Origin of the sequence: Shewanella sp. ULN5 (genome assembly GCF_030731885.1) — a bacterium.
GTDB classification, from domain to species: domain Bacteria; phylum Pseudomonadota; class Gammaproteobacteria; order Enterobacterales; family Shewanellaceae; genus Shewanella; species Shewanella holmiensis.
Map to the genome: position 1 here is coordinate 1 of NZ_JAPJEE010000039.1, position 1,221 is coordinate 1,221.

Here is a 1,221-nt window from a genome sequence, read left to right on the forward strand (position 1 = left end):
TAAATGCCATGAATGCAAAACACGTTTTATCAAAATGCCTATCCCTTGTCACCCCGTTAATGCACAAAACTCGCCGACAAAGTTTATTCTCATCAATAGAAAGTTCAATGAACGGTGCTTCACTTTCAATCACAGGTCTTGGTCGTGAGATTGAGAGCAAAGCCATGGAAAAACATAAGATTAAACGCGTAGATAGGCTTTGTAGTAACACCTATTTACATCGCGATATCGAGTTCATTTATACCCGTATGACTTACCTGTTAGTGGGGACCATGCAGCAGCCAATTATTCATATCGATTGGTCAGATCTTGATGACCGAAAGCAACATTTTCTAATTAGAGCATCACTTGCTGCTCAAGGGCGATCTTTAACGCTTTATGAAGAGATACACCCACTTAATAAGAAAGAGAAACCAAGAACTCACCTATTATTTCTGACAAAATTAAAGGCTATGTTGCCCAATGGCTGCAAGCCTATCATCGTAACTGACGCAGGCTTTCGTATTCCTTGGTTTAAGCAGGTTTTGTCTCTTGGCTGGGATTATGTAGGCCGCTTTAGAAATCGGACACACTGCAGAAAAAGTTCAGTTGATCAGTGGTATCCAGTCAAAAAGCTTTACGCTCAAGCTCGCTCTATAGCCAAAAACCTTGGCGTATATCTTTTAGGTGAGCAGACTTCTTTCAGCTCTCGTTTAGTTATCTTCAAACGCGATCCTAAAGGACGAAAAGATAGAACCGCAACAGGTGATAAAAGCAGGCGTAGTAAGCAGTCTCGTACGAGTGCCGAGCGAGAAAAAGAACCTTGGTTACTAGCGACATCAATTTGTAACTCAAACTTTAAGGCTAAAAGAATCGTTAAGATTTATGCCACAAGAATGCAGATAGAGGAAAGCTTTAGAGATGTTAAAACAGGCCTAAAAATGAATGATAGCGGCACCCGAGTAGTGAGCAGGCTCAGCGTATTGCTACTTATTGCCTGCTTGTCTCAATTTGTGCTTTATCTTTTAGGATTAGCGGTGAAAGCTGCTGGTAAACACTGGCAATATCAAGCTAACTCAATAAAGCACCGCAACGTACTCTCAAACCAATTCATAGGCTTGAGAGCATACAAAGATAGGAACTTGAAGCTGTTGAAATTGCATTGGCAGGTAGCAATCAAAACACTACAAGGCTTAGTTCGGGAGCCACAAGCATGCTATTAAATTCGTGGGGATCCGTCAG

At 41.4% G+C, this 1,221-nt stretch carries 1 protein-coding gene; it reads left to right on the plus strand.

Annotated features, from left to right (window positions below; translation table 11 throughout):
* Window positions 1–8: 8 nt before the first annotated feature.
* A complete protein-coding gene (locus ORI98_RS18115) occupies window positions 9–1,202 on the plus strand; it encodes an IS4 family transposase (protein ID WP_306136154.1) in 1,194 nt (397 codons plus the stop codon).
* The last annotated feature ends 19 nt before the right edge of the window (window positions 1,203–1,221 follow it).

Excerpts from the sequence above, each read along its gene's own strand:
- ORI98_RS18115 (WP_306136154.1), top strand. The coding sequence starts at position 9 with ATGAATGCAAAACACGTTTTATCAAAATGCCTATCCCTTGTCACCCCG.